Raw genomic sequence first — 26,534 nt, forward strand, 5'->3', positions numbered from 1 at the left:
AACGGACCAATAGTCTCTCAGATGTCAGACCCGTTCGCGAGACTTTCGGAGACCGATTGTATCAGGCCTGCGATGCGCGAAACTCGAGCGGGTAGTGTTCGACCCCGTCGAGAAATCATCCACAAATCATGGTGGAGCCCGCGAGGGAGTGGAGCAATGCGCAGCTTGTCTTTGCCAGAGTAACTGTTCACGCCACTGCGTGGCAGCAGAGTATATCCGATCCCATGCGCAACGGGCGAAGGAATCTGGCTGATCTGGTTCACAAAGCTACGGATGCGCAGATGATCCGAACCTTGGAACTCTTCCGGAAAATTCAGAGAGAACAGATCATCGGCATAGGCAAATCCGTCAGGATGCGCGACGAAACCAAGTTCTTCGAGCGCTTGAAAACCGATCGGTGACTTAATCACATCATGCGGGACAACAAGGCAGAGTTCCTCTTGTCCCAGATGCTCCGCCTCCAACCGGGGATGGCGCGGATCATGGTCAGCAACCCCAAGATCAAATCGCCCCTCCAATACACCGCCTAGTACCTCGTCCTGCGGGGTAGCGACAAGCTTTATGGTCAGCTCCGGGGATTGCTGCATGGCCGTCAGAATATGGGGATATAGCAGCATGGCGAAACTGCCGGAGCAAGCGATGGCCACGTTTCCGACTGCAGGATCATCGCGCAAGACCGTTTCACGCAGGGCCCGCTCCTCTGTACGTCTTGCAAGGCCAACCGCGAGAACAGCTTCGCCTGCGGGTGTAAGGCTAAAACTCTTGCCTAGGCGCGAGATAAGCGATTGACCGACTTGCGTCTCAAGCTTCCGCAGATGCTGCGAAACGCCTGGCTGGGTCATGTTCAGCAGGCTAGCCGCCCTGGTAAAGTGACCGGTTTCGCAAAGCACGACAAAGCTTTCCAGCCATTGAGAATTCAACATCGTTCATTACTATATGTTATGATAAAATTTTGAAATCATTATTTCACATAATGGCGCGGTCCACCTATTTTCATCCCCACAGAAAATGAAAGGAACCCCATCATGCTACCAGCACCTCGCGCCTTTTCCCATATTGGCCTATCCGTACCTGACCTCGATGCTGCAGTAAAATTCTACACCGAGGTACTCGGGCTCTACACAATAATGAAACCGACCGATGTCACCGAAGATGACAGTGCGGTGGGTATTATGTGCACAGATGTTTTCGGTCCCGGATGGAGCAGTTTGCGCATTGCTCATCTCGCGACCGCCGATCGTGTCGGTATCGAGCTATTCGAATTCCCGGAAAATCATGCGCCCGACAATAATCTGGATCACAGGCGCCATGGGACCTTTCACTTTTGTATCCAGGACCCCGACGTGGAAGGCCTGATCGAGAAGATTGTCGCCGCCGGAGGAAAGCAACGCATGCCGGTGCGCGAATATTATCCCGGCAAAAAACCCTATCGCATGTGTTATGTCGAGGACCCGTTCGGAATAGTGTTCGAGATTTACAGCCACAGCTATGAACTGACCTACTCCGACGGGGCCTATTCTTAGCAGATTTACTCGGTTTAGTGGGTGGTGTTGAGCCCGTATTCGAACGCGTTCGGGACTCGGCCAAGCAACCGAAACGCTGGAAGCGCGTTATCTGCAACAAGAACAATCAAAACAAAATATAAGGCAAAAATCATGAAAATTCTAATGGTCCTCACATCGCACGACCAGCTTGGCGACACCGGCAAGAAGACCGGCTTCTGGCTCGAGGAATTTGCCGCGCCTTATTATGTGTTCAAGGATGCTGGCGCTGACATCACCCTTGCTTCGCCAAAGGGCGGACAGCCACCGCTCGATCCGTCTAGCGACACAGACGACGCCCAGACTGATGACACAAAGCGTTTCAAGTCGGATGAAGCCGCGCAAAAGGAGCTTGCCAATACAGCTGTGCTCTCAGCTGTTTCGGCCGACGGATTCGACGCAATCTTCTATCCTGGTGGGCACGGCCCGCTCTGGGACCTGGCAGAAGATAATGACAGCAAGGCGTTGATCGAAGCATTTGCAGCCAGCGACCGTCCATTCGGTGCGGTTTGCCACGCTCCGGCAATTTTCAAACATACAAAGGATGCGGACGGCAAGCCGTTGGTCTCCGGCAAAAAGGTGACTGGCTTTACCAATAGTGAGGAAGAAGGCGTCGGCCTGACTGACATTGTACCCTTCCTGGTCGAGGACATGCTGAAAGAAAATGGCGGCGAATATCGCAAAGGCGACGACTGGGCCTCTTTCGTTGTCGTTGATGGCAAACTCGTGACCGGCCAGAACCCGGCATCATCGGCAGAAGCTGCGCGTCAATTGCTAGGCCTACTGTAAATTACCAGAAACGGAGCGACTTATGAATATTCTTATCGCCGGTGCAACCGGCAACACCGGGCTGCGTCTGGTCGATCAGTTGACAGCGAAAGGCCATTCGCCAATCGCGCTGGTGCGTGAATCGTCGGATACAGCGTCTCTTCCCGACGACGTCATTCAGCGCCAAGCTGACCTGACCAACCTTCAAAGCGGTGTCTGTGATGATTGTGACGCGGTAATCTTCGCTGCCGGATCGGGCGGTTCCACCGGTCCCGAAATGACCGACAAGGTCGACCGCGACGGTGCCAAGCGGCTGATCGATCTGGCCGTCGATGCTGGTGTTTCCCGCTTCGTCATGCTGAGCAGCGCTGGCGCCGACGACCCGGATCCCGAAAGCGATCTTGCCCATTATCTCCAGGCGAAGCATGATGCAGACGAACATCTTAAGGCCTCTGGCCTCAGCTATGCCATCGTTCGGCCTGTCAGCCTCACCGACGACGACGGCAGCCGCGACATGCGTTTCGGCGATGATGTCGATCCGAAGGGCAAAGCGGCGCGGGGCGATGTCGCCGCGGTGCTGGCAAATGCGGTGGAAGACAGTGAATGGACGGGCAAGGCCCTGCTGATGCAGTCCGTTCTTGCAGGTGCCTGACAAGAGTAGCCTGACAGACGATAGCGCGGGCTATGAATTCAAGCAGCACGAATTGCCGATCCTGCCGGGATCGCCGGCCAATCCGGACCATCCAGCACAGCGCAAGTTCGCCTATCTGGCTATAGGTCTTTTTCTGGGGCTCGTCGGAGGAGCCCAGAACGGCTTCCTGCTGGCCAACACCGCTGCGCTTCAGGGTGAAATGGCGCTGACACCGGTACAGGCCGGATGGATAAGCGTCGCCTTTTACTCGACCTACGCGTGCATGAGTATGTTGCTGTTCCGTGTCCGGCAGGAATTCGGCATCCAGCCATTTGTCAAATATGCCATGATCGGCCTTGTTGCGGCCAATTTCATTCAGGTGCTGGAACTCGGCTATTATCCCGAGATTGGCGCCCGAGCGATGGCCGGGATCGCCGCCAGCGGCCTGTCCGCGCTATCGATATATTATCTGATGCAGGGGCTACCGGCATCCGCCCGGATCGGCGCACTGGTCCTAGGTATCGGTCTTGTCCAGACGGCCTTCCCGCTGGCGCGCGCCATATCCCCTTATCTGCTCGTCGACGGCAATATTAGTCGCGCCTTTCAATTACAATTTGGGCTGTCGTTAATTTCGCTTGGCGCGGTTCATTTGTTACGCCTTCCCATCGGATTTCGGAAAAAGACATTCGAAAAGCTCGACTTGCCGAGCATTACATTATTTCTCGTAGGCGTAGCGGCACTGCTCGCTTTTCTTATTCAAGGGCGGATCCAATGGTGGGACGCCAGCTGGCTGGGTTGGGCGCTGGCGCTCGCTATCTCCTGTCTGGGCGGTTGCCTCCTGATCGAGATGAACCGGCGAAGCCCGATGCTCAACACGAGCTGGCTATCAAGCCGGGCCATCCTGTCTCTGGCGATCACCGGTGCTGGGGTGAGGGTTCTGGTCGCAGAACAAAGCTTTGGCGCGAGCGGTCTTTTCTCCGCACTTGGCTATGGCAACGAACAATTGACCGGCTATTATTTCGTGCTGGCCGGAGCAACCGTGGCGGGCAGCATATTGTCGGTCGTGCGTTTGGACCCGAGAGACCTGACCCGGCCGATCCTGTTTGCGATATTGGTCATTGCGATCGGCGCTTTCGCAGACACGCGCACCGGAATCATGTCTCGTCCCAGCGATCTTTATTGGACCCAGGCCGCTATAGGCTTCGCCGCGGTTTTCGCCATGGGCCCGGTGATGATGGAAGGCATGTTACGCGCCCTTGCAGCTGGCCCGGCCTATGTTATCAGTTTCATCGCGGTCTTTTCACTCTCCCAGACTATCGGCGGCCTGGCAGGTGTTTCCGCGCTCTCCGCCTTCCACACGATCCGGCTCAAGACTCACTTGATCGACGCTGGCGCAACGCTCACTGCCACAAATCCGCAGCTTGCCAGCGAGATAGGGCGGTTAACGACAGGATTTGCAGCGACGATCTCTGATCCGGTGCGCCAACAGCAAGCGGCGGCTTCGCGCATATCCCAGGAAGTCGGCCGCGAGGCTGCGGTTTTGGCGTTTAACGATGTCTTTTTCCTGATCGGCTCGCTCGCTTCCTTCGCCTTTGTCGTGGTGCTAGTACCCTGGGTGATTAATCGCGTCAGGGGACGCAACCCGCTCAGCAAGGAACTCGTCTTTCTCGAGAATATGATCGCCAGGAGCAAGCGATGAATCAGCATAAGAATACCGACAATCCAGACGTCAGGGACCCGAAGATCGAAAATAATCCCACTATGGAGGAGATACCGGAGGCTGCTCCTGAAGATGAAGGTGGCTGGAAGCCCAACGTCTCTCGCCGAAAACTTTTGCTGGCTATATTCGTGATATTCGCGGGCGTTTTGACAGCGCTTTTTGCCTGGGGACTGACGCCTTTCAACAGCGGCAAGCAAACGACGAATAACGCTTATGTTCGCGGGATGACCACCGTGATCAGTCCGCAGGTCTCGGGCTATCTGACCGAAGTGCCCGTAAAGGATTTCCAGCGCGTGAAAAAAGGGCAATTGCTCGCCCGAATCGATCCTGCACCCTATCGTCAGCGCCTGCAACAGGGACGAGCGAATAGTGCGGCCCAAACCGCTAACCTTGCCAATAGTCAGCAGAGCCTTCGTTCCGGCGAAGCGCAGATGCGATTGCAGGACGCTTCGGTCGCCAGCGCCCAAGCGGCTCTGCAGAAGGCACAGGCCGATATGCGGCGGATTGAGGAATTGGTGGGCGAAGGCTCGGTATCACTCCGCGAACGGGATCAGGCTCGTGCTGCGCTGAAGCAGGCGGAAGCGGGTGTCCAGCAAGCGAAGGCGCAGCGCGCCATAGCGGCCGAGCAGGTGCGATCGGTTCAAGTTGGACGCGGCGCTCTCCAGGCTCAGGTACAGGGTGCTGATGCATCGGTCGAGTTGGCAGAAATAGAATTGTCCCGCACCAATGTTCGTGCACCGCGCGACGGGCGGCTGAGCGAAATTTCAGCCCGCCTGGGCCAATTGGTAACCGGCGGCACCCAGCTGATGTATCTCGTCCCCGACGATCTTTGGGTAACAGCCAATTTCAAGGAAACCCAGACTGCAAAAATGGCGGTCGGTCAGCGAGCGACATTGACGGTCGATGCGCTCGGCGGAGCGGAACTGACCGGCACGGTGCAAAGCATCGCGCCCGCCGCAGGCAGCGAATTCAGTCTGGTCAAGCCCGATACCGGCGCCGGCAATTTCGTGAAGGTCCCGCAACGAATCGCTGTGCGCATAAAATTTGATCCCGATCAGGATCTTGTCAAACGCCTGGGTCCGGGCATGTCGGTCATTGCCACAGTGCATACGAACAAAAGGCGGTAACCAGATGATCATGCCATCCCGTCTCGTCCTGGCTGCAGCAACATTGGCAGGTGCAACCGCGCTCAGTGGCTGTGCGCCCAACCTGCGCCCCCTGCCAGCATCGGTCGCTGTGCAACCGTCGCTCGAATGGCGGACCGAGCTGTCGAACACAGAAGAGCTCGAGCACAGCTGGTGGCAACGATTTGGTGACCCCCGGATGGTGGCGCTGGTCGACAAGGCGCGAGTAAATAACCCAGACATTCTTCTGGCTGCGGCAAGGGTGGAGGAAGCCCGGGCGACGGAAACAGTCTCACGCTCCCTCTTAATACCAACGCTTGAAGCGGGACTTGCAGGAGGCGCGCGGCGTGAAGTGTCGCCCTTGGGCCAGGGCCAGAATTCGCTCGTTGCAGAACCCGCCTTCCGCGCATCCTATGAAGTGGATCTGTTCGGCAAGAACCGGGCGAATATCGATGCGGCGCAGGCCGGTGTCGCAGCAAGCGAGGCAAGCAAAGAAGCGGCCTTGCTATCGATCAGCGCCGCAACGGCGAGTGGTTATGTCAGCTTGCTGGCGCTCGATGCGCGCCGCAAGGTCCTTAGCAATACGCTGGAACTGCGCACCCAGGCATTGAAGTTTGCCCGCGACCGGGCGGAAGTCGGCTATACGTCGCAGCTGGAATGGCGTCAGGCGCAGGCGGAATATCAGGCGACGGCACAACTGGTGCCGCAGATTGAAGCACAAATCGCGCGGCAGGAAAATGCCCTGTCGGTGCTCACCGGCGAGATGCCGGGCGACATCATTCGCGGTGGTTCGCTCGCCGATTTGCAGCAACCACCTCCCCCCGATGTCATACCATCGCAACTTCTGCGGCTGCGTCCCGATATTGCAGCGGCCGAATATCAGCTGGCGGCTTCCGACGCACAAATGCGCGCTGCGCGGGCCGGTCTCATGCCAAGCCTGGGGCTCAGCGCATCGGCGGGCGCGGCCATCTCCGATCTGCTCGGCGACCCGATCTCGATATGGTCGATCGGCGGCAGCCTCCTAGCACCGATCTTCAATGCAGGTCGGCTGCGGGGACAGTTTGATGCCGCAACCGCACGGCGCGACCAGGCCGCTTTCGCTTATCGGTCAACCGTTTTAAACGCCTTTCGAGAAGTGGAAGACCGGCTGGCAGTCGTGGCCCGCCTCGGTGATCAGAAACGCGCTCTGGAAGCCCAGCGCAAAGCTGTCGCCGATGCATTGCGGCACGCACGAAACCGCTACCGGGCAGGCTATACGCCCTATATCGAGCAAGTGGATGCGCAACGTAGCCTGCTGGGCGTCGAACTGTCTCTGGTGCAGCTGGAAGCGGACCGGATCAATGCGACAATCAGCCTGTATCAGGCGGTCGGTGGTTCGCCCGATGCTGCTGCAGCGGTCGAATAAACAGTCAGACAGTCTGAAGCGAAGAAACCTTACGCAACCTTTGCCTGTTCGGGACGTATTTCAGACAATGCAGGACTATTCGCCAATATTCGGCCATAGATACAGGCATCAAACGAATAGGTGTGCAGCATATGAAGTCCATATCGCGAAAGTGGAACAAACCGGCGCAGGCTGACACAGCGGCGAACCATCATCTCAGTTCGAAATCTCCAGTTCGCTAAGCCATGGACACAAGGGCCAAAAAATCTTCCGCATTTCCCCATCGACGGACCCGCAATATCGGCGTTGGAATCCTCGCTATTTCGATTCTGGCAATAATACTGCTAGGCGCGGTCCCGGCGAGTATATTCGAGACTGTGATCCGTGACAAATTGCAGGGTGCTTCGGATCGTGAAGTGGCCATCGGTTCTGTCAGCAGAGACAGTTTCTTCTCTTACTCCCCTGTTATCACCATCCACGATATACGCGTCGCGCAACCGGCTTGGGTGGGAGAAGGCGATTTTCTCAGATTGAAATCGATATCGGCGCGGGTAGCCGTGCTTGACGTTCTCACCGGCAGCGCAAGGCCTGATCGTGTCAGGGTCGACGGGCTCGATATAGCACTCATCCGGGATAAAAACGGCCGGAGCAACTGGAGTGACGATGATGGTGATGAAGACGAAGATGATCGCGGTCCCGTCTTAACCGATCTCGATATCACCAATTCGCATTTCAGTTTTGCGGACCACAAACGCAGTCTCTCGCTCAATGGCCCCATATCCGTCAGCTCGAAAGGCGGCCTTCGCGCGGAAGGCAGCGGAACATTCTTGAGATCTAAAGCGACCATGTTGTTCACAGGCGGTGCCATTGCCGGGATTGATCCCGAGGCTGATTATCCCTTCACAGTCTCGCTGCAATCGCCGGCGCTTGAATTGACGGCAAACGGTGAAATGCAGGGCGTTTTGAACACGGATCGGTTCACCGCATCGTTGTCCGCCCGTGCGCCGACGCTCAAAAATCTCGATCAGATAATCGAAGCTGGCCTGTTCGGAACTCAGAAGATTAATTTGCAGGCCGATATTCGTCACAAGGACAAGGACTGGTTTGTCGAGAAGTTGAACGGATCGATCGGACGGTCGAAGCTTTCCGGCAAAGCAACTATTCGCAAGCGCGATGGCCGAACCAAGATAGACGCAGACATAAAGGCCGCCACACTGGATTTTGACGATCTGGCCGATGATGCAGGCTTGGCACGCGCGGCTGCTCTCACCCGACGTATCGGCCCTCGGGTTCTTCCCAACACCCGCATCAATCTGTCTAATATGGGGCCAACGGACGGACAGATGAACTTTACCGTCGACCGGCTGCTCTCCCGGCGGGATACTGTGTTCCGGCGGCTGAAGGGCAAATTGTCGCTGGATCACAAAATCATCAAAATCACCAATCTGGTTGTGGGTTTGAAAAGCGGGCAACTAACAGGCAGCATTCAAGTTGATCATCGTCGCGGCGCGCCGAAACTATCGACAGACCTGACGCTCTCGGGAGCCTCTCTTTCCGATCTGATCGGCAATGGCGATATCGTGACAGCGACCATGCGGGGCCGGATAAAATTACACGGGTCAGGTGACACGTTCCGGGATGCCTTGGAAAAAGCTGACGGCAACGCCGCGATGGTCGCCTCGGGCGGCAGTGTTCGCGCCACTGTTGCCCATGTTCTCGGCCAGAATCTTGGCGGTGCGGTCGAGGAGATTATCGGCGATCCGAAAGCCCGAGCTCCGTTACGTTGTCTGGTTGCAAATTTTAAAGCGCGCAACGGCATTCTGACGCCTGCACCGCTCGCTGTTGATACAAAAGTATCGATTGGACGCGGTGAAGGAAGGATCGCGCTGCGCGGCGAAAAAATTTCACTGATCTTGCGCGGCGGTGCAAAAGGCAAAAGTGCACTGCGGATTGTCGACCCGATAAAAATCTCTGGCACGCTCACCGCTCCCGAGGTGTCCGTGGCGGGGCTCGGCAAAGCCAATGATGCAGAGAAACCCTCCTTTGGCGATGTCCTGAAAGTCGCGACAAAGTCCATCGGCAGCGCCCTGGGGATTGGGGATAGCAATGAACAGGACAAGGCTTTCATTCAAAAACCAAAGTCACTGAACTGCGATGCCGTCGTCACTGCAGCTATGAGATAATCAGTCAGCAACTACCCTCAGTGGCTCGCAAGCCTTGTACCTCTCTTGAGGGATGGCATATTGATAAGCGATTATCCGATCAGCGGATGCAAGTCAGAAAACTGGTTACACTCGCGTAAAAATCCCCTGTCAGATGGCCATTCCATTTTCGCTGAGAGCCAAATAATATGAGTATAAAAAATCGCCCAAATGTGAACCCTCGGGTTCTGCCTGTGATCGCAGATCGATGGTCTCCTAGGTCATTCGATGGCAGCACGATGCCAGAGGAGGATTTGATGGTCATGTTCGAAGCCGCTGGTCTTGCTGCATCGGCATTCAACTACCAGCCTTGGCGATTCCAATATTGCCTCCGCAGCGACCCCAGTTGGGATGATTTCGTGAACTTGCTGATTCCGTTCAATATCGACTGGGCCAAATCCGCCTCGGCCCTGATTTTTGCGATTTCCGAAACCACCGTGAATAAGGACGGCAATTCAAGCCCCTCGGCAAGCCATAGTTTTGACACGGGCGCTGCAGTTTCCTACCTCACCCTTCAAGCCCGAGCATTGGGATATCACAGCCACGTCATGGGTGGTGTGGACCATAGCAAAGCCCGCCCCGCTTTGGGCTTGCTCGATAATGAAAAGCTGGAGGTCGCCGTTGCTGTCGGCAGCAAAGCCTCTCCCGATGGCCTGCCCGACCATCTGAAATCATCGGAAAAACCAGCTGATCGCAAGAGCCTCGAGACCATCATCACACGTGGCTTCGGCTAGACAGAATTTTTCCACCGGCAAAGACAAAAGCCTGTCAGTGTTCCTTCACTGACAGGCTTTTCCTATGGTCAGATATCAAACTGCGGAGAGAGCGGGACGGATGTCTCTCCATATTTGACCAGTTCCGAAGTCGTCCCCGACACGTCCCAGGACAGACGCAGGAATAGCGCATCATCCCCATGCACCCATAGATGCGCAGCAGGCCAATAAGGCTGCCAGCAAAGGGCATAACGCCTGGCCGAAAATTTTCCGGCAGGAACTTCGATATCTTCCATTCCTACATAGGTCACGCCAATATCAATCGGTAGAGCCACAAGGCTCGTTTCGCCGTTGATGTCATAAGAACATGTCACACTCTCGATCACGCGTTCGACACCCGGTTCATCAACCCCGCGCGCCAGAGCGATCATACCATCACCAATCAACGGATGCAGACCAAGATATTGTGCACGACCTGGAAGTCTTTGCGAGCTGCGCCCCATCGCCTTCGTCAGCGATTCACATTCGGTCTCTGACTCAGAAAACCGATACCAAGCGCTGCCGATCAGCGCGCCCTTTTGAACGACACGCACATGGCCTTCAACGGGATAGTGCGCGACATCAAGCGTCCATGAAGCATCCCGGGTCAGGCCGTCGTCGTCAATCTCGCAATAGGAGCGAATGGTTCGTCCATCTTCCCGCACATCAATGGCGAAATCCTCTCGCCCTTGCACATCTTCACCCTTGAGATAATGGATGCGCCCTGCAATCCGACGGCGAGTGATATCGGTTGCGGTCATAAGGCCAGCGTAACGGCCTTCGTTTCCAGATAGAGTTCCATGCCCTCTCGACCAAACTCCCGTCCCCAGCCGGATTCGCGATACCCCCCGAACGGGATGTTGGCAGCAACGGCCCCGTGACAGTTGACCGAGACATGGCCTGACCGGATCCGCGACACCGTTCGGTGAGCGATCGACAGATCCCGCGTCCAAACGCTGCCGGACAGGCCATAAGGGCTGTCATTGGCCAGGGCTGCAATTTCGTCAAGGTCATCGGTTTCAAACGGCTGCACAGCCATTACGGGACCGAATATTTCTTCGCGCACGATCCGCATTGAGGGATCAACATCGGCAAAGATTGTCGGGCTGACAAAATTTCCTTTGCCGTCCCATTCGGTTCCGCCAGTCACCAGTCTTGCATCGCTGTTTTTCCCATCAGCGATAAAGCCCATCACTCTTTCCTGCTGCCGCTTCGATATCAGCGGCCCCTGCATGGTCTCCGGATCGAGGCCATGTCCCAGCTTCATATTTTCGGCAAAAGCGGCCATTCCTTCGAGTAGCGGCTCATAAATGTCGCGGTGAGCAAAAATACGCGTGCCGGCCATGCAATTCTGGCCCTGCAGAAAAAAGGTCGCCATTGCCACCCCGGGCACAGCCTTGGAAAGATCTGCATCAGGGAAAACCACCACGGGTGATTTTCCGCCCAGTTCCAGTGACACTTTTTTCATGCTGCCGGCACATTCGCGAGCAATCGACTTGCCCACCGCAGTCGATCCGGTGAAGCTGATCTTGGCGACATCTGGATGCGCAACAAGCGCGGTACCAGCTTCCTCTCCGCGACCGTTGACGATATTGACGACACCATCCGGAAATCCGGCTTCACCAATCAACCTGCCGAGCACCACCGCAGAAAGCGGTGTTTCCTCGGCGGGTTTGAGAACTACGGTACAGCCTGCGGCCAGAGACGGTGCCAGTTTAAGACAAGCCATCGAAAGCGGCACGTTCCAGGGCACGATCAAACCGACGACACCAACCGGTTCCTTAAGCGTGTAGGTTAGCGCCTCGCCTTGCTCCTGAACATGCGGCGGCGGTTCGGTGGTGGTACCTTCTATCCGCTCTGCCCAACCCGCGTAATAATCGAAAAGCTGAGCGCAATTGCCGACAATCATCTGCGCCAACATGAGCGGCATACCATTGTCGAGCACTTCAAGCTCCGCCAGCAACTGCGCATTGGCTTCAATGCCGCGCGCGAGTGCACGTAACAGACGTGCACGCTCATTCAGCTGTAACTTGCGCCATGGACCGCCAAATGCCGACTTGGCAGCGGCAACAGCCGCATCGATATCGGAAGCATCGCCCAAATCAAAATCGGCCAGCTTTTCGCCTGTAGCGGGGTCGAAACTGGTGGCACTCTGCCCCGCAGAACCGGACACGAACTGCCCCCCGATCAGCAGAGGAAATCCACCATCGAGGACCGCACGTGTAGCTGGATCAATTGGCAAATTTGTCATATCTCTATCTTCCCGCAATCATAAGCAAACAGGCCCAGCGTTTCTTCATTCCGTGGCTTCGACTTGCCGAAACTATCGGCATCCTTCGACTGTAGCCGGTTTGCATTGGCATTCGATTCCGACTGAATGAAGGTTGTCCGTTCCAACCGTGCGGCCTCATAGCGGTCGAGCGCCTCGGTCAGGCTATCGGATTCCTCGATCGCGCGCGCCAATATGACAGCGTCTTCGATAGCGCTTGATGCACCCTGCCCCATGAACGGTGTCATCGCGTGGGCCGCATCGCCCAGCAACGTGATCCGTCCGCCCTGATTCCATCCGGAAAGCGCCGTGCGCGCATTGATAGCCCATTTGAAGAGCTTGTCCTCCTCCAAGCGGTCGATCATACGTTGCACCGGCTCGCACCAGCCAGCAAAGATATCCTGAAGTTCGGAGCGGAATGCCGAAATCGTCCAGCCGTCCTGTGTCCACCCTTCCTGACGCGCAAAGAACACAATGTTGAGTAATTTGCCCTTGCGAAGAGGATACCAGACAACCAGTCGGTCCGGCCCGATTATATTGCCAGGATTTTCGGCAATTTCACGGATAGTATCATCAACAGGAACAACACCGCGAAACGCGACATGGCCCGTAAAATGAGCTTCGATCGGTTCGTATAAGTTACGAACGGCAGACCGCACGCCATCCGCACCGACGACAAGGTCCGCTTCGTGGCGGGAACCATCGGCGAGTTCAACCCAGGCCGCATTTTCGTTCGGACCGGCATCGACAACCCGGCTGGCTGTTTTGGTCAGGCCTCCCAATCCTTCCAGTTCGGCCAGCAGGATATTATGCAAATCGGCGCGATGTGCGTAGAGATATGGCGCACCATATTTTTTGCGCATTTCGTCACCTCGTTCCAGCGTCGAAAGTATGCGTCCATCCTGCCAGTGCCGAACCACCTGCCGCTGTGGCGAAATCGATTCTGCTTCTACCTGGGATCCCAATCCTATGGACTGAAGCCCCAACATGGCATTTGGTGCGAGGGTTACACCCGCGCCCACTTCGCCGAAGTTGCGAGCCGATTCAAACACGGTCACCTTGTTGCCAGCTTTTAGCAGAGCGATTGCAGCTGTCAGGCCGCCGATTCCACCGCCCGCGACAATGATAGAAAGATCGCGCATCAACCCAGCTGACCCGGAATATGATCCTCGTGATTTTCAAGATACCAATCCGCGATTTCTTCGCGTGTGGCCCACCAGACGCCCGGCAAGGATTTGGCATGCTCGATGAATTCGCGCAGCGCGCGCACTCTGTGCGCACGCCCGGATACGTGTGGATGCAATCCGACATTCATGATCCGTCCGGTCGTGGCACCTTCATCATACAGCACATCCAGTTCCTCGATCAACGCATCGCGAAACTGGTCAGTGGTAAAATTCTTGCGCGTGATGAACGTGAAGTCATTAATCTCATTCGAATAGGGCACCGAGACGATCGGACCGTTTGATGTTCGCAGAAGATATGGCTGATCGTCATTCATAATGTCGCAATAGAAAGTGCACCCTTCTCCGGCTAGAATATCAGCCGTGCGCGTCGTACCGCGGAGAGATGACGACAACCACCCCTTGGACTTCCGGCCCGTATATTTTTCGAACTGCTCGAGTGTTTGCAAAACCACTTCGCGTTCCTTTTCAGGGTCATGTGCATAGTTGCTTAGCAACTGCCCCTGCTCCCAATTATGGGCCAGCAGTTCCCAGCCTCTTTCCAAGACGGCATCGGTCATTGCTGCACGCCGTTCAAACGTAACCGCATTTGTGGTACAACTGGCCCTCACACCCAATTTGTCAAACAGGTCAAACAGACGCCAGATTCCGACTCGCTGGCCATATTCGCGCCAACTGTAATTGGGAAAGTCGGCAACGTTACCCGGGAGAATATCGGGCAGAATCGACGGACCGCCAGCATAATAAGGCTTGTCCGTATCCTTGGTCAGATCCCATGTCTCCAGATTGAAGGTGAGGATGAGCGCTACCCGCGCGCCGTTTGGCCATTTCAACGGCTTGCGCTGTGGCAAGGGAACGTAATCATATTCCATTTACAAAAACTCCTTCGGCATTAACGGGGTCGGCTGGAAACAGCCGGCTCAAAACTCACTGAGCAGACGGCCAAAACCGTCCATCTGATCGTTTATACCCATTGTGCGTAGCGCATGCCAATAAGTGGCGGTATTTATCGCGATCACCGGTTTCTCCAACCAGAATTCAGCAATTGCAGCAACTTCGGCGAAGGCAAGGTTGGTTCCGCACTGGATAATCGCATCCACACCTTCACTGACCGCGATCGCCGTACGCTTGAGCTTCTGCTTGCCTTCATGCGCGATCATCATCGGCGATGGCGACTTCAGGCCAATAATATTGACGACTTCATAGCCCTGATCTTCGAAAAACTTCTTCACATTGGCATCACCAACCGGTGCATATGGCGTCAATATGCCCAGCTTGCGGATAGGGGCACTCACGGTTTCATAGGCCTTGATGGCGGAATCGACTGCTGTAGACCCCATGATAACCGGAACACCTTTTGACCGTTCTACCATACGCTTGTGCAGCCGTTCCGCACCTTCCGCGCCATCCCAGAAGGTTTCGGCGGACATGCCCATGACCACGCATCCGGGATCCATAGACATGGCCACGTCAACGGTGTCCTCCGTTGCTGCACGAATATTGTTGAGCATCACCATGAAGCTGTCGTCATCGAGAACTTTGGTGTCAGGAATGGCGATACGTGCGAAATGGTTCGTCACACCTCGTGGACGCATGTCATCATATTCGGGCTGGACGCTGGTGTTTGTCGAAGGAGCAACCACGGCGAACTTCATGCGATGGCCTAGACTGTCAGGCATTGTGGGGCATTCCTTTTCGCTAATTTCAGCATAATATATCGCAAGTGATTGCCACCCAAGGCAGCCAAAACATAGCTGTTGAACTATTTTGTCCACCTGTTGGACATGCCAAGCAAACTATTGGAGAAGTGCCCTAGTCGCGCCAATCATCATGTCCGAACATTGTAAGTGAGGACAATTTATGAATCAGCCTTCGACTCCCTCTTCTGCCTTGATCCGCGCGACTATCTTCGTGCGCGATATCAAGCGATCCGTCCTTTTTTACCGCGCCATCGGCCTGAATGACACCTATTTTGAGGGATCCCTAGATCATCCTTCTGCTACCGCCGTGCTAGGCTTTCTAAATCATCGCCCGTACTCGATCCATATTCTCAAGCGGCCAGGGCCCAATTACGGAATGGTGGGTCTCTTCCAACTCGACCCGGAAATGGAGGCGGACAGTCTACCGCCCGCAACCGGACCAGCCAGAATAGGCGAAGTCACGCTCGTCTTTTATGTAGCGGACATCAAAGCGGTCTGTAGTCAGTTGCGTGATTTGGGTGCGACTTGGCTGCCCGAACCGCAGCTTTTTGCGATGGAGCACCGCTCACAGCTGGAAGTATGCCTTCGTGATCCGGATGGGGTTTTCATTAATCTTGTCGAGACCGATCCCGCAGAGCAGGAACGCACCCGTCCGGAACTCGACTATTGAGAAATCAGATGCCAAGCACCCCGGGTCCGATGCGCCCTTGGGGATCTAGCTCTCGTTTAATCGACCGGACAAGTTCGCCGGCAGCATTTTCTATGCGCGAACCATAGGGATATGCACGACCAAGCTGAAAATGAACCGCACCAAAACTGTCATATAGCGCGATAATATCTTCTTTGAGCTTCGCAACATAGGCAGCAGCTTCAGCATTGACCGGAAATTTGGGCAACTGTTCGAGATAATCATTCGGCACAGAAGCTTTGTGATAGGGCGTCTGCGCGTCGGGCCAGTATAGCGCTATCTCGTATAGGAATCCGCTTGTACCCACGGTGGAAAACATCCCCCCGCCCCAGATACCGAGCCGCTCCATTTCGGATTTGCGATTCGAATAAAAAATCTCAAGCGCGTCATGGAACGGGCGAGCCTGTTCATGCGACAAGATGCCATGTAGCGGTACCCAGCGCTCCCCCTGTGGCCCGAGAACATTGTAGAAGGGAGCAAAGGGCATCGAGCGCACAACTGCCGGAACTGTTGGCGCGATCTCGGTGCCGATATCACGAACAAGTTCGCGCAAGCGATGAAGCTTGGCCTTGCACTCGCCATCATCAAAGCCTTCGACAATATAGTGCGTCATAAACGCCGAACGTGCAATTTGGCCGCGCGCCAACAGGCCTGCCGCGAGCACCTGCTTCGCGCCAGCCATCACCGAAGGCGAGCTACGAATAATGGAAAGCGCCATTTTGAGCGCGCCGCCTGCACGATCCTGCCGAGCGATTTGTCCTTGGGACAATGCTGCATCAAGCGCAAAATGGGAATCCTCAATTCGTTCGAGCGCGATACGGCGCATGGACTCGTGCAACGCATTAAAATCGGGAAATGAGAACGAGATGACCTTGTGCGCAGGGCGCATGGCAATAATGGGTAAAGTCACCCGCGCCTTGATGCCTAACGCACCACCGTCTCCTGTGAATAGTCCGGTGAGATCCGGCCCACAATGGCGGACAAACCCCGTCTCGCCAAATGCCGAAGACCCCGTACGAAGCATCGTGCCATCGGCACGAATGATATCAAAAGCCAAAGCTGATTCAGCTGAGATACCGAAGGCGCCTGATCCATGGCTGATTGAATTCTGCGACATTGAACCGCCGATTGTCGCTTTCAGCCCGGAAAATGGGCCCCGAAACGGTGTACGCATGCCATGCTCAGCCAATGCATCCGATAAGCCAGCCCAGGTGACGCCTGCCTCTACGACCACATAACCACCAGTGGTATTGATCTCGACAATCCGGTTAATTCGGCTGGTATCGATCAGAAAATGTGCGGCGTCGACTGTGTTATACGCATCAGTATAAGACGCACCGCCGCCACGCACGGTGAAAGAAATATTTTCCCGTGCCGCCAAGGCAATGACCTTCTGCAATTCGTCAACCGTCCCTGGGCTTATGACAGCCTGAGGCATCACCTGCGCGCGATAGACATCCGTTGCATAGGGCGCGACACGCGTGTCACCTTGTAAAACATGAGCTTCGCCTACTATAGCCACGAAGCCTGTCACACCATTGCTCATAGCGAGCCATCTGCAATAGAATCGATAGTCGCAAGATAATTTTCCCGCGTTTCATTTGCCCCTGATTCCGCAGCTTCTTTGCGGACCAAATAGAAAAGCCTGTCAAGCATCGCCTGTCTGCGCGTTTCCCGTACTTCGAGCGCCTCATCGTCAAATTCCAGCTTGGCGATTTCCGTTACTGCGTCGATACCATGAGCCTTTAACACCCGCTGCGTTGAATCAATTTCGTCCGCCAGTACTGATACTTCGCCTGCCAGCACCATGATCATCGACATCATTTGATCCAGAGCAGGGTCTTCGTAGAACGAAGGGCGCTTGCCCTTGGCTTCGCGTTTCATTGTCATTTCCAATTACCTCTGCAACTTCAACCCGCTTTGCGAGCAATGAGTACTTCCCAACCGCCGCCCGGAGCAAATTCGCCAGCGGTAAACTCACGATCGGCGACGCCAGCTGCACTCTCGTCATTATACCCGCCTTGTGCGGTGGCAGCGAGTTCCATCATGGCCATCGGCGCGGTATCGAAGCGGATTGTGTCGGCGGGGAAACCCGCGTCCTTTGCCAATTGCACCTGATCCATTTCGCGCATTGCGCCCCAGAACGGCTCATTGTTGTAATATGTTTCGTTATCGAGGATGAACTGCGTAAACGGGTCCATCAAGTCAAACGGCGGTAAATCCGCATGGATCATGACGCCACCGGGCTTCAATATCCGGTGACATTCCTTAAAAATCTTCGGCATCGCCTTGCCGCTTGTTTCGTGGAGCAGGATATGGCTGACGACCAAATCGAAGCTCTCATCCTCGAAATCTACATTCTCCGCGTTCATCAGAGCAAAATTGACATCCTGTCCCATTGCTCCGGCGCGCGCATGGGCATAGCGCACCATGGGTTCACCGACATCAATGCCCCAAACCTCCGCATCGGGAAACATTTCCTTGTAAGGCAGGGTAGAATGGCCGACCGTGCAGCCCATATCCAGAATGCGCTTGGGCTGGAGATTCGGCAGGTTCCTCCTGATATAATTGCAGGCCGACCGTCCCATATCATCGTTGAACGGGCCGGTATAACCCATTGAATATAGATAGACCCCGCGATCATAAAGTACGCCGAGCGACACATCCTCGCCCGTATCCTGGTCGCCGCAATAGCCCCCTGGCATGCAATGGATATCGAGCGCACTGACGTAACGAGGCGGAACGAAGCCCTCGGGTATACGCAATTCACCCTTGTTCCGAGCCGACATTTTGGCGGTATTTTCGTTTAAGGCCGCTTGCTCCCGTTCGATGCTGTCGATGACCCCGTCCCAGAGCATTTCCTGACTGATGCGGTTTACAGCAGCATAGTTGCGGAAATATGGGTCGCCTACCATGGCCTTGCGAATGTCGTGCCGGTTCTCAGGCTCGCGCCCTTCGCTGCGAGCGAATTTCGGCGCCGCTCGTCCACGGAAGACTGGCTCCAAGCCAGGGAGCAGTCCTTGCTGCACATAATGTTTCAGACTCTTGGCAAATTCCTGCCGGGATGCTTCCTGCGGCGTAGCGGTGGGCAACATGCCATGCCCGGTCTGCTGGAAGATGTTAAGCATGGTCAAGCTCCTTTAGAGAATAGCGCACCACCATAGCCGTTGGATGAACCCGCGTCGAAAGATGACAAAAACTATCCGGCCTGCGGATAATATGGACTTTACGGAGCTACACAATGGCGCATACGGTCTTGGTCTCGAGATAATTATCCAGCGCCTCAATCCCGCTATCACGGCCATAGCCCGACTGCTTCATTCCACCAATAGGCAGCGATGCGTCGTACATCGAGTGGCTATTTATCCACACCGTTCCTGCCTTGATCCGTCGCGAGATGCGATGCGCACTGGACAATGAATCTGTCCAGATTCCTGCTGCAAGTCCGTAAACGCTGTCATTAGCACTGGCGATGACCTCTTCGACATCATCGAACTTCTGTATGGCAAGAACAGGTCCAAAAACCTCCTCCCGCACAATTTCCATATTGGCATCGACATCGGCAATCACAGTTGGGCTGACGAATGTACCGACAGGACCGAGGCGTTCACCGCCGGCGATAATCGAAGCACCTTCACTTTTGGCGCTGGCGATAAACGATCCCACCCGCTCGGCATGTTGAACCGAAACAAGTGGTCCCATCTGCGTTTCGGCGTTGAGACCGTGCCCCAAAGCCATGCCATTTGCATAAGCGGCAAGCCCTTCTGCCACGCGATCATAAATGGAGGAGTGCACATAAGCACGTGAGCCAGCAACGCACACCTGCCCGCCATTGAAGAAGATCGCATTGGCCGCCCCCGGAATCGCATGCTCAAGATCAGCGTCTGGCATCAAAATCACCGGCGACTTCCCGCCCAGTTCCAGCGACACACGCTTCAGATTCCCCTTAGAAGCATCCAGCACCGCTCGTCCGGTTGCGGTACTGCCAGTGAAAGCGACCTTGTCGACATCCGGATGAGCCGCCAGCAATGCTCCGGCCTGCTGACCGCGGCCCGTGACTATATTGAGAACGCCATTGGGCAATCCGGCTTCTGCAATCAATTCGCCCAGGCGAATGGCACTTAATGAAGTCAGCTCAGCTGGCTTCAGTACAACTGCACAACCAGCGGCAAGAGCGGGAGCGAGTTTCAACGTAGCGAGAATGATCGGAGAGTTCCACGGAACGATAGCGGCCACCACTCCCACTGGCTCGCGCAGCGTCCACGCCTCCACTTCCTTCCCTGCTGGCTGGTAGTTGATCGAGGTGCTTATAGTCTTACCTTCGATCGCCATCGCCTGCCCGGCGAAAAACCGGAACTGCGCAACCGCCCCCGGTATCTCGGCCCAGCGCGCAACATAAAGCGGCTTCCCCTGGTCCAATGCTTCAAGTTCCGAAAGTTCGTCGATATTAGCCTCGATCAGATCGGCAATTTTCCAGAGTATCCGCGCGCGTTCAGCGGGAACCGTTGCAGCCCACCCCTGCTGCGCAACTCTCGCAGAAGCGACCGCATCATCGACATCGGATGCGGTGGCATCGGGGATCATCGATATGATCTTGCCCGTAGCGGGGTCGGCACTTGATATGGTCGCTCCGTTCGATGCCGCAACCCAGGCGCCATCAATGAACATTCTTGCTTCACTCGGTTCGTTGAGCAAGCTGCGCACTGCTGCGGACTTTGGTTCAGGTATTAGATGCATAACCATTCCTATCTTTAATCATTCGGGCCGTCAGCTCGGCGGCACCGTGATCGGTGCTACAACTATAATTGCCACGTTGAGTGAGCATATCGGAATCTCAACTCCATTTCTCCGCAGCGCGAACAGTCTGCTCATCGAGGGGTCGTCCTGAGAGAGCATAGCCTATTCAGTTCATTAACAAATAGGAGTTGCTATGTCCGCTTACATTATCGCTACGGTCACCATTAATGACCCAGAGAAGTTTGCTGCCTACGGCACAGCTATCAAGGGACTTGCCGAAGAATTCGGAGGCGAAGCCGTCGTCAAGGGACCTGTCTCTGAAGTGCTCGAAGGCGAAGCTGCAGAGAATGAACGGGTCGTAGTGACTCGCTTCCCCGATATTGCAAGCGCGCGCTCCTACATCGCGTCTAACAGATACCAACAGGGACGTGCACTGCGCGAAGGCGCCGCATCAGCTCGAATCCTGCTGTTGGCCGAATGACGCTGGGTAAAAAGGGCACAAAAATGCAGTTTGACGAAGTTCGATCTCAAGTCCTGATAGCTGGTGGTGGCCCGGTAGGAATGACCTTGGCCTATTCACTTGCACTCAAAGGCATTTCTGTTCGGGTGATTGAAGCTGCACCAGGGTGCATGGAAGACATGCGCGCCTCTACCTTCCATCCTCCAACGCTCGAGATGATGGAAAGTCTTGGCCTCCTCTCGGAACTCGAGGATATGGGCTTGCGCGCACCTGTTTACCAATATGGTAACGTAGTCGACGACCGATATTATCATCTCGACATGGCAGAGATTGGTGATGTTACACCATTCCCATATCGAATGCAGTGCGAGCAATATAAGCTGACTCGCCTGATCGCCACAAAGCTTGAAGCGATCCCTCACGCCGAAGTTCTGTTTTCCCGGAGCATCTTAAACTTCGATCAAGGCGCAAACGGCGTTCAAGCTGCCGTCGAAGGACCACTCGATATCCGGCTTTTCCAAGCCGACTATCTTGTCGGCGCGGATGGAGGCAATTCAACCGTGCGAAAATGGCTGAATGTCGGTTTCGATGGGTTCACTTATCCGGAAAGCTTTCTGACGCTTTCCACCGCATACCCAATCGAAAAACATCTGCCTTGGCTAAAACAAGTAAATTATGTGAGCGATGCTCCAAGCTGGTGGGTGGTTTTGCGTGTACCAGGCTTGTGGCGCGTTCTGGTTCCACAAAATATTGAAGCGTCCGACAACGACGTCATGAGCGATGCGCGCAAAGACAAAGTCTTTTCCGAACTGCTGGGAACAAAAGACATAATCGATACAAAACATCGCACTTGCTATCGGGTCCACCAACGCGTGGCAAAAACGTTCCGAAGCGGCCGCGTAATGCTGGCCGGTGATGCAGCTCATCTCAACAACCCGTTGGGCGGATTTGGCATGAATTCCGGAATCCATGATGCCATGAACCTTTCCGAGAAGCTGGAAAAGATCTTCCACAACAACGGCGATGCAGATGCGTTGCTCGATAAATATGATCGTCAGCGCCGCACCGTCACTCACGAGTTCATTCAAAAACAAACGCTTGCGAACAAAGAGGCATTTGATGGATCATTGAACGGACGCGAGGCATTGATGGAAAATCTTATGAACCACCCCGAAAAGCGTCATCGATATATGATGGAGCAAGCTATGTTCTTCAGTCTCGAACGTGCGGCGGAAATCGAATAGAGCACTCACTTGATACCGCATATGCTCGATCACACATCCTTCGACGATCGGCCGAAGATGCATGCCGTGTCGCTAGTTTACCTGCTCCAGAATCTGGCTTTCCTTTTCGGCAAGCAAGTCAGCAGTGATTTGCCCGGCCGTTTTCTTGAGGTCAGAGAGGTAGCGTTCAATCGCTTCGTCCTGTTTCATAGCCGTAGCAAAATAGATCAGGGTCACAGCCGCCTCGAAACGTCCATGCTGGATGATCGGTACCGATATCGTCGAAGTTTTGCCCGGATTGAGATTATGCTGCCCCCAACCGATCGCGGCATAGCCTTCTTCACGAATTTTTTTCAACGAGTTGACCGATACATAAGCGGTCAATTCCCTGTCCTCGGGCATGCCGACAAGACCAACCCAGCGCATTAACTCGTCCAGCTCATGCTGTGACATGTGAGCAAGACAGACTCGACCCGAAGCGCAATCCATCAACGGCAACCGAAAGCCCGGATAATATCTCTCGAAGGTTAGCGAAGTTTCGGCATGGGTTGAATCGCGCACAACCATCTGCGTGCCCACCCGGACTGCGACCGAAACCGGCCAGCCATTCTTCTCCGTCAGCGTACGAATATGACTGCGGGCATATTCGACGACCATGCTATCGCCCTGAAAACCCTGGGACAACGATTCGACAAGTGCCGTCGCCCGGTAATATTTGCGGGCTGGTTCCTGCTCGATCAAACCCTCATGTATCAGAGTCTGGACGATGCGGCAGGCGGTAGGATAAGGCACCCCAACGAGTTTCGATATCTGCATCATCGATAAAGACCCCATCTGGTTAATCGCCTGAATCGTGCTGATCGCCCTGCTGACCGATCGGATGGGAACGCCTCTTTCCATGTAACCAACTCCGTTTTACTACAGTGTGCGAACATGCCTTATTCGCTGTGCGATCATTCGCCCGTGCGCGCCATTATCCACGGTGCGGATAAACTGCAAGTCTCGGCACGGACCGAGTCAACTCCAATGGAGAAAGCATTCGATTCCAAGATAGCAAATTATCACTACTTGTCAGAGCGTTACACTCACCCCTGATTAAAACAAACAAGCGAATATCCACGATACGGTGAAACAGCATTCCAAATTGGCTCTTCGCAATTCGATCCGCCAATGGAGCAGGATGCTTACAAAATCAGTTTCCGACTCGAGCCCAAAAACCTTGTATCAACGCCTTTGGAATGCCCATGTTGTAGCGGGCGATCCAAATGGCCGCGCCTTGCTCTATATTGATCGTCATCTGTTGCACGAAGTCAGCACTCCAGAAAGCTTCGAATTACTGCGCGACAACAACCTTGCAGTTCATCGCCCTTCTACACAACTTGCTGTGCCTGACCACTCTGTCCCCACACGCAACCGCACTTCCCTGTTGCCTCCAGGCCTCGCCCGCGATCAGGTCAATCTGCTTGAAGCCAATTGCGCGCAGTTCGGGATAGAATATCTGCCCCTGAATGACTCCCGGCAAGGCATCGTTCACGTCATATCTCCTGAGCAGGGCTTCACGCTACCCGGTATAACGCTTGTTTGCGGCGACAGTCACACAGCAACCCATGGGGCTTTCGGTGCACTGGCATTCGGGATCGGAGCTAGCGAATGCGGTACAGTCATGGCAACGCAATGCCTTTGGCAAACCCGCGCCAAAACCATGCGCGTCCGGTTTGATGGCGCAACGCAGACAAATGTCGGGACCAAAGACCTGATTCTGGCGTTGATCGCTCAAATCGGCGCGTCCGGTGCAACGGGGCACGCCATAGAATTCGTCGGCGATGCCGTTCGCAACGCGTCGATGGAAGCGCGCATGAGTTTGTGCAACATGGCTACCGAGGCAGGTTCACGTACCGGACTGGTCGCTCCCGACGACACGACATTTTCCTATCTGAAGAGCCGACCTCGCGCACCTACTGGAAAAATGTGGGATGCTGCGATTGGCAACTGGCGCAAGCTTGCAAGCGACGATGAAGCGATATTTGATTACGAAACCACCTTGGATGTCTCGGCGATTGCTCCGCAGATCAGTTGGGGCACCTCACCCGATCAGGTCATCGGCATTGATGGACGGATCCCCGCGGATACCAATGATCCGCGAGCCGCGAAGTCATTGGCCTATATGGGTCTCGAGGCTGGCCAGCCGATCAAAGGCATTCCAATTGATTTTGCCTTTATCGGCAGCTGTACCAACGGAAGAATAGAGGATCTTCGCGCGGCTTCTGGGGCGATACGTGGCCAGCGTGTAGCTGACAATGTTACGGCGATAGTCGTTCCAGGCTCTAGCAGTGTAAAAACGCAAGCCGAAGCTGAGGGCCTGGATCGCATCTTTCTCGCGGCCGGTTTTCAATGGCACGATGCCGGCTGTTCACTATGCGTCGCAATGAATGGTGATGTCGTTCCGCCAGGCCGCCGTTCAATCTCTTCCAGCAACCGCAATTTCGAGGGACGACAAGGGCCAAATGTACGCACGCATTTGGCGAGCCCCGTGACGGTCGTTGCTTCCGCCATTGCCGGATACATTGCCGATGCAAGGAAGCAGGCATGAAGAATTTCGACAAATTGATCGCTCAAGCAACCTCCCTGCCCGACGATAATATCGACACCGACATCATCTATCCAGCACGCTTCCTACTGATAACTTCGAAAAAGGGTCTGGGCAGCCATGCCTTTACCGACCGGATTGCCGCTGGCGATGACCGTATCGGCGAAGGCCGGGTCTCTCCCATCCTGTGCACAGGACAAAATTTCGGCTGCGGGTCTAGCCGCGAACATGCGGTTTGGGCGCTGGCAGATATTGGCGTCCAGGCAATTTTCGCTCCATCATATGGCGAAATCTTCCGGGGAAACTGCGTGAACAACGGCATCCTTGCAGGCCAAGTGACACCGGCTGACATGCCCAATCTACATGCAGGCGCGAAAAGTGGAGCAATGCTGCGCATTGATCTGATTCACTGCACTATCTCCGGACCTTTCGGCTCAATCGATTTTTGCATCCCTGATGCTGATCGCGAGACGCTGCTCAACGGATGGAACGAGACGACGCGCATCCTGGCCCTGCACAAACAGGACATATCAACTTTCGAACAGCAACAGCGAATTTCTGCACCTTGGCTGTGGACGCACGAATATCAACAGGAGTTACCCCAGAATGACTGATTTCCCTTTGCGCGAAAAGCTTGCTTCTCGAGAATTTTTCGTCGTGCCCGGCGTTCAGGATATGATAGCTGCGGTCGTCGCCAAAAAGACCGGTTTCGATATCTTGTATGGAACTGGCTATTGGCTGACTGCATCGGCTTACGGGCTACCCGATACAGGATTGGTCTCATATAATCAGATGCTCGACCGGATGGATACGGTCAAGCGGACAACCGGCGCGACCCTAATCGCGGATGCCGACACTGGCTTTGGCGGTTTGCTCAATGTCGATCACACTGTGCGTGGATATGAACGCGCAGGAATTGCCGCGATACAGATTGAAGATCAGGAATTTCCAAAAAAATGTGGCCATACGCCCGGCAAGCGCGTGGTCGCGGTTGAAGATATGGCAGAAAAGATACGAGTCGCGATCGACGCACGCGACGAGATGCTGATTATCGCTCGCACCGATGCAAGGCAGGGTGAGGGTATGGACGGGACATTGCGCCGGCTCGAGGCCTATGCAAAGGCAGGCGCTGATGTTCTGTTTCCCGAAGCGCTGGAAAGTGAAGAGGAAATGCGAAAGGTTTGCGAAAGTTTCGACCTTCCCATCGTCGTGAACATGTCCAATGGCGGAGCCACACCGATGATCAAGGGGGATGTCCTGGCCGACATCGGTTTCGCCTTTGCAATTTACCCCTCGCTGACCAGCCTTGCCGCTGCCCATGCGATGGAGCAAGCCCTGATCCGCCTGCGCGACAATCTCGATGGCGAGCCAGCGGATGTTCCGATCTTTAATTTCAAGGAGTTCTGCACCCTGATCGGTTTTCAGGAAGTATGGGACTTTGACAAGAAATGGGCCCGTTGACGTCCCGCACCGTAATGATTGCCGCCTTCGCCCTGCCAGTCGGCAATGCATGATCCTTTGAGAAAACCGGTGGTATGCGGATAACCGCTCTCGCCCCCGATCTG

General features: G+C 55.1%; 25 protein-coding genes. 14 read left to right on the forward strand and 11 right to left on the reverse strand.

Annotation, left to right across the window (positions count from 1 at the left end; genetic code table 11):
* Nucleotides 1-17 precede the first annotated feature (17 nt).
* Nucleotides 18-923 (reverse strand): LysR family transcriptional regulator, encoded by a 906-nt coding sequence (locus AZE99_RS12390; protein WP_067201607.1) that lies wholly within the window; start codon nucleotides 921-923, stop codon nucleotides 18-20.
* Nucleotides 924-1,025: 102 nt separating this feature from the next.
* Between AZE99_RS12390 and AZE99_RS12395 the strand changes: the two genes are divergently transcribed.
* The 8 genes from AZE99_RS12395 to AZE99_RS12430 all read left to right on the forward strand — a co-directional run bounded on the left by AZE99_RS12395 (nucleotide 1,026) and on the right by AZE99_RS12430 (nucleotide 10,103).
* A complete protein-coding gene (locus AZE99_RS12395) occupies nucleotides 1,026-1,523 on the forward strand; it encodes a lactoylglutathione lyase family protein (RefSeq protein WP_067201610.1) in 498 nt (165 codons plus the stop codon).
* 132 nt (nucleotides 1,524-1,655) lie between these two features.
* Nucleotides 1,656-2,330 carry a type 1 glutamine amidotransferase domain-containing protein gene (locus AZE99_RS12400; protein WP_067201613.1) on the forward strand — a complete coding sequence of 225 codons (675 nt, stop codon included), beginning with the start codon at nucleotides 1,656-1,658 and terminating at the stop codon, nucleotides 2,328-2,330.
* A 22-nt stretch (nucleotides 2,331-2,352) separates the two neighbouring features.
* Entirely contained in the window at nucleotides 2,353-2,961 is a 609-nt protein-coding gene (locus AZE99_RS12405; protein WP_067201614.1) for an SDR family oxidoreductase, read from the forward strand.
* Nucleotides 2,954-4,639: an MFS transporter gene (locus AZE99_RS12410; protein ID WP_067203648.1), complete on the forward strand. Its 1,686-nt coding sequence runs from the start codon at nucleotides 2,954-2,956 to the stop codon at nucleotides 4,637-4,639. The genes AZE99_RS12405 and AZE99_RS12410 overlap by 8 nt, the downstream gene beginning before the upstream one ends.
* Nucleotides 4,636-5,787, forward strand: a complete 1,152-nt coding sequence (locus tag AZE99_RS12415) for an HlyD family secretion protein (protein WP_067201617.1) — start codon at nucleotides 4,636-4,638, stop codon at nucleotides 5,785-5,787. The genes AZE99_RS12410 and AZE99_RS12415 overlap by 4 nt, the downstream gene beginning before the upstream one ends.
* Before the next feature lie 4 nt (nucleotides 5,788-5,791).
* Complete coding sequence (locus AZE99_RS12420; protein WP_231862607.1) at nucleotides 5,792-7,189, forward strand: efflux transporter outer membrane subunit; 1,398 nt, start codon at nucleotides 5,792-5,794, stop codon at nucleotides 7,187-7,189.
* Between the two features lie 224 nt (nucleotides 7,190-7,413).
* Nucleotides 7,414-9,351 carry an AsmA family protein gene (locus AZE99_RS12425; RefSeq protein ID WP_082788363.1) on the forward strand — a complete coding sequence of 646 codons (1,938 nt, stop codon included), beginning with the start codon at nucleotides 7,414-7,416 and terminating at the stop codon, nucleotides 9,349-9,351.
* A 167-nt stretch (nucleotides 9,352-9,518) separates the two neighbouring features.
* Complete coding sequence (locus tag AZE99_RS12430) at nucleotides 9,519-10,103, forward strand: nitroreductase family protein (protein WP_067201620.1); 585 nt, start codon at nucleotides 9,519-9,521, stop codon at nucleotides 10,101-10,103.
* 68 nt (nucleotides 10,104-10,171) lie between these two features.
* On the opposite strand, the gene AZE99_RS12435 is transcribed toward AZE99_RS12430, so the two are convergent.
* Genes AZE99_RS12435 through AZE99_RS12455 form a run of 5 tightly spaced genes read right to left on the reverse strand, consistent with a single transcriptional unit; the run spans nucleotide 10,172 to nucleotide 15,253 of the window.
* On the reverse strand, nucleotides 10,172-10,882 hold the full coding sequence (locus AZE99_RS12435; protein ID WP_067201622.1) for a hypothetical protein: 711 nt from the start codon (nucleotides 10,880-10,882) through the stop codon (nucleotides 10,172-10,174).
* Nucleotides 10,879-12,372: an aldehyde dehydrogenase family protein gene (locus tag AZE99_RS12440; protein ID WP_067201625.1), complete on the reverse strand. Its 1,494-nt coding sequence runs from the start codon at nucleotides 12,370-12,372 to the stop codon at nucleotides 10,879-10,881. The genes AZE99_RS12435 and AZE99_RS12440 overlap by 4 nt, the downstream gene beginning before the upstream one ends.
* The gene (locus tag AZE99_RS12445; RefSeq protein ID WP_067201628.1) at nucleotides 12,369-13,532 is read right to left on the reverse strand and encodes an FAD-dependent monooxygenase; all 1,164 of its coding nucleotides are present in this window, start codon (nucleotides 13,530-13,532) and stop codon (nucleotides 12,369-12,371) included. Before AZE99_RS12445 ends, AZE99_RS12440 begins: the two co-directional genes overlap by 4 nt.
* Nucleotides 13,532-14,446, reverse strand: coding sequence for a polysaccharide deacetylase (locus tag AZE99_RS12450; RefSeq protein ID WP_067201630.1), 915 nt, complete (start codon nucleotides 14,444-14,446; stop codon nucleotides 13,532-13,534). The genes AZE99_RS12445 and AZE99_RS12450 overlap by 1 nt, the downstream gene beginning before the upstream one ends.
* 48 nt (nucleotides 14,447-14,494) lie before the next feature.
* A complete protein-coding gene (locus tag AZE99_RS12455) occupies nucleotides 14,495-15,253 on the reverse strand; it encodes a maleate cis-trans isomerase family protein (protein WP_067201632.1) in 759 nt (252 codons plus the stop codon).
* Between the two features lie 181 nt (nucleotides 15,254-15,434).
* Between AZE99_RS12455 and AZE99_RS12460 the strand changes: the two genes are divergently transcribed.
* Nucleotides 15,435-15,944 carry a VOC family protein gene (locus AZE99_RS12460; protein ID WP_067201634.1) on the forward strand — a complete coding sequence of 170 codons (510 nt, stop codon included), beginning with the start codon at nucleotides 15,435-15,437 and terminating at the stop codon, nucleotides 15,942-15,944.
* Between the two features lie 4 nt (nucleotides 15,945-15,948).
* Here the strand turns inward: AZE99_RS12460 and AZE99_RS12465 are convergent, their stop codons facing one another.
* The 4 genes from AZE99_RS12465 to AZE99_RS12480 all read right to left on the reverse strand — a co-directional run bounded on the left by AZE99_RS12465 (nucleotide 15,949) and on the right by AZE99_RS12480 (nucleotide 20,699).
* Complete coding sequence (locus tag AZE99_RS12465; RefSeq protein ID WP_067201639.1) at nucleotides 15,949-17,508, reverse strand: FAD-binding oxidoreductase; 1,560 nt, start codon at nucleotides 17,506-17,508, stop codon at nucleotides 15,949-15,951.
* Nucleotides 17,505-17,846, reverse strand: a complete 342-nt coding sequence (locus tag AZE99_RS12470) for a hypothetical protein (RefSeq protein WP_197460190.1) — start codon at nucleotides 17,844-17,846, stop codon at nucleotides 17,505-17,507. The genes AZE99_RS12465 and AZE99_RS12470 overlap by 4 nt, the downstream gene beginning before the upstream one ends.
* Nucleotides 17,847-17,872: 26 nt before the next feature.
* Nucleotides 17,873-19,090, reverse strand: coding sequence for a class I SAM-dependent methyltransferase (locus AZE99_RS12475; protein WP_067201643.1), 1,218 nt, complete (start codon nucleotides 19,088-19,090; stop codon nucleotides 17,873-17,875).
* A gap of 106 nt (nucleotides 19,091-19,196) precedes the next feature.
* A complete protein-coding gene (locus tag AZE99_RS12480) occupies nucleotides 19,197-20,699 on the reverse strand; it encodes an aldehyde dehydrogenase family protein (protein WP_231862609.1) in 1,503 nt (500 codons plus the stop codon).
* Nucleotides 20,700-20,892: 193 nt separating this feature from the next.
* Here AZE99_RS12480 and AZE99_RS12485 point away from each other — a divergent pair, with 193 nt between their 5' ends.
* Together AZE99_RS12485 and AZE99_RS12490 are read left to right on the forward strand one after the other, a co-directional pair.
* Complete coding sequence (locus AZE99_RS12485; protein ID WP_067201646.1) at nucleotides 20,893-21,180, forward strand: DUF1330 domain-containing protein; 288 nt, start codon at nucleotides 20,893-20,895, stop codon at nucleotides 21,178-21,180.
* Nucleotides 21,181-21,203: 23 nt separating this feature from the next.
* A complete protein-coding gene (locus AZE99_RS12490; RefSeq protein ID WP_067203656.1) occupies nucleotides 21,204-22,403 on the forward strand; it encodes an FAD-dependent oxidoreductase in 1,200 nt (399 codons plus the stop codon).
* A gap of 72 nt (nucleotides 22,404-22,475) precedes the next feature.
* On the opposite strand, the gene AZE99_RS12495 is transcribed toward AZE99_RS12490, so the two are convergent.
* On the reverse strand, nucleotides 22,476-23,282 hold the full coding sequence (locus AZE99_RS12495) for an IclR family transcriptional regulator domain-containing protein (protein ID WP_067201648.1): 807 nt from the start codon (nucleotides 23,280-23,282) through the stop codon (nucleotides 22,476-22,478).
* A gap of 280 nt (nucleotides 23,283-23,562) precedes the next feature.
* On the opposite strand from AZE99_RS12495, the gene leuC reads away from it, so the two are divergent.
* Genes leuC through AZE99_RS12510 form a run of 3 tightly spaced genes read left to right on the forward strand, consistent with a single transcriptional unit; the run spans nucleotide 23,563 to nucleotide 26,430 of the window.
* Nucleotides 23,563-24,972 carry a 3-isopropylmalate dehydratase large subunit gene (gene leuC, locus AZE99_RS12500; protein ID WP_067201650.1) on the forward strand — a complete coding sequence of 470 codons (1,410 nt, stop codon included), beginning with the start codon at nucleotides 23,563-23,565 and terminating at the stop codon, nucleotides 24,970-24,972.
* Nucleotides 24,969-25,583, forward strand: a complete 615-nt coding sequence (locus AZE99_RS12505) for a 3-isopropylmalate dehydratase small subunit (protein WP_067201654.1) — start codon at nucleotides 24,969-24,971, stop codon at nucleotides 25,581-25,583. Before leuC ends, AZE99_RS12505 begins: the two co-directional genes overlap by 4 nt.
* Nucleotides 25,576-26,430, forward strand: coding sequence for an isocitrate lyase/PEP mutase family protein (locus AZE99_RS12510; protein ID WP_067201656.1), 855 nt, complete (start codon nucleotides 25,576-25,578; stop codon nucleotides 26,428-26,430). Before AZE99_RS12505 ends, AZE99_RS12510 begins: the two co-directional genes overlap by 8 nt.
* Nucleotides 26,431-26,534: the final 104 nt, after the last annotated feature.

Origin of the sequence: Sphingorhabdus sp. M41 (assembly GCF_001586275.1) — a bacterium.
GTDB lineage: Bacteria > Pseudomonadota > Alphaproteobacteria > Sphingomonadales > Sphingomonadaceae > Parasphingorhabdus.

Bases quoted from the DNA above. Each gene is read 5' to 3' on its own strand.
- AZE99_RS12475 (WP_067201643.1), bottom strand. From the start codon at position 19,090: ATGCTTAACATCTTCCAGCAGACCGGGCATGGCATGTTGCCCACCGCT.
- AZE99_RS12415 (WP_067201617.1), top strand. From the start codon at position 4,636: ATGAATCAGCATAAGAATACCGACAATCCAGACGTCAGGGACCCGAAG.
- AZE99_RS12470 (WP_197460190.1), bottom strand. From the start codon at position 17,846: ATGAAACGCGAAGCCAAGGGCAAGCGCCCTTCGTTCTACGAAGACCCT.
- AZE99_RS12430 (WP_067201620.1), top strand. From the start codon at position 9,519: ATGAGTATAAAAAATCGCCCAAATGTGAACCCTCGGGTTCTGCCTGTG.
- AZE99_RS12450 (WP_067201630.1), bottom strand. From the start codon at position 14,446: ATGGAATATGATTACGTTCCCTTGCCACAGCGCAAGCCGTTGAAATGG.
- AZE99_RS12485 (WP_067201646.1), top strand. From the start codon at position 20,893: ATGTCCGCTTACATTATCGCTACGGTCACCATTAATGACCCAGAGAAG.
- AZE99_RS12405 (WP_067201614.1), top strand. From the start codon at position 2,353: ATGAATATTCTTATCGCCGGTGCAACCGGCAACACCGGGCTGCGTCTG.
- AZE99_RS12390 (WP_067201607.1), bottom strand. From the start codon at position 923: ATGTTGAATTCTCAATGGCTGGAAAGCTTTGTCGTGCTTTGCGAAACC.
- AZE99_RS12490 (WP_067203656.1), top strand. From the start codon at position 21,204: ATGCAGTTTGACGAAGTTCGATCTCAAGTCCTGATAGCTGGTGGTGGC.
- AZE99_RS12440 (WP_067201625.1), bottom strand. From the start codon at position 12,372: ATGACAAATTTGCCAATTGATCCAGCTACACGTGCGGTCCTCGATGGT.
- AZE99_RS12495 (WP_067201648.1), bottom strand. From the start codon at position 23,282: ATGGAAAGAGGCGTTCCCATCCGATCGGTCAGCAGGGCGATCAGCACG.
- AZE99_RS12510 (WP_067201656.1), top strand. From the start codon at position 25,576: ATGACTGATTTCCCTTTGCGCGAAAAGCTTGCTTCTCGAGAATTTTTC.
- AZE99_RS12425 (WP_082788363.1), top strand. From the start codon at position 7,414: ATGGACACAAGGGCCAAAAAATCTTCCGCATTTCCCCATCGACGGACC.
- AZE99_RS12435 (WP_067201622.1), bottom strand. From the start codon at position 10,882: ATGACCGCAACCGATATCACTCGCCGTCGGATTGCAGGGCGCATCCAT.
- AZE99_RS12460 (WP_067201634.1), top strand. From the start codon at position 15,435: ATGAATCAGCCTTCGACTCCCTCTTCTGCCTTGATCCGCGCGACTATC.
- AZE99_RS12395 (WP_067201610.1), top strand. From the start codon at position 1,026: ATGCTACCAGCACCTCGCGCCTTTTCCCATATTGGCCTATCCGTACCT.
- AZE99_RS12445 (WP_067201628.1), bottom strand. From the start codon at position 13,532: ATGCGCGATCTTTCTATCATTGTCGCGGGCGGTGGAATCGGCGGCCTG.
- leuC (WP_067201650.1), top strand. From the start codon at position 23,563: ATGCTTACAAAATCAGTTTCCGACTCGAGCCCAAAAACCTTGTATCAA.
- AZE99_RS12455 (WP_067201632.1), bottom strand. From the start codon at position 15,253: ATGCCTGACAGTCTAGGCCATCGCATGAAGTTCGCCGTGGTTGCTCCT.
- AZE99_RS12420 (WP_231862607.1), top strand. From the start codon at position 5,792: ATGATCATGCCATCCCGTCTCGTCCTGGCTGCAGCAACATTGGCAGGT.
- AZE99_RS12465 (WP_067201639.1), bottom strand. From the start codon at position 17,508: ATGAGCAATGGTGTGACAGGCTTCGTGGCTATAGTAGGCGAAGCTCAT.
- AZE99_RS12480 (WP_231862609.1), bottom strand. From the start codon at position 20,699: ATGCATCTAATACCTGAACCAAAGTCCGCAGCAGTGCGCAGCTTGCTC.
- AZE99_RS12400 (WP_067201613.1), top strand. From the start codon at position 1,656: ATGAAAATTCTAATGGTCCTCACATCGCACGACCAGCTTGGCGACACC.
- AZE99_RS12505 (WP_067201654.1), top strand. From the start codon at position 24,969: ATGAAGAATTTCGACAAATTGATCGCTCAAGCAACCTCCCTGCCCGAC.